At 42.7% G+C, this 405-nt stretch carries 1 protein-coding gene; it reads right to left on the reverse strand.

What is annotated here, in order from left to right; all coding sequences use genetic code 11:
- Positions 1–405 (reverse strand): oxidoreductase (locus ACPYOJ_RS34710; protein WP_481420280.1); only part of this gene is annotated, 405 nt, incomplete at both ends.

Consider the following 405-nt stretch of genomic DNA (forward strand, 5'->3'; position numbering starts at 1 on the left):
CTACAGCAAACCGGCTTCTTTCTTTAATGGTTTTCCCACCGTATTCATCCGTTCTCGTATTGGTAACTTCCCAGAAAAGCTGATCAATAAGATACCCGTGCGCCCCATGGATTTCCAATACATCAAATCCAAGATCCTTAGCCGATTTTGCAGATGCTGCAAATTGTGCAATCGTATCCTGAATATCTTCCAAAGTCATCGTTGAAGCTTTTTCCATATCCTCCAAAGGATAGTCCGGTGTACTTCTCGTGTCTCCTACATGCCAGATCTGAGGTCCCATTTTCCCTCCATTCTCATGTACAGCGTCGATTACATTTTTCCAGCCGTTTAATGCTTCAGTACCATAAAAATCAGGGATATTCTGCATATTTTTTGAAGCAGGTCTGTTGATGACCGTTCCTTCAG

Source organism: Rhizobium sp. SVR5-9E, from assembly GCF_056755095.1.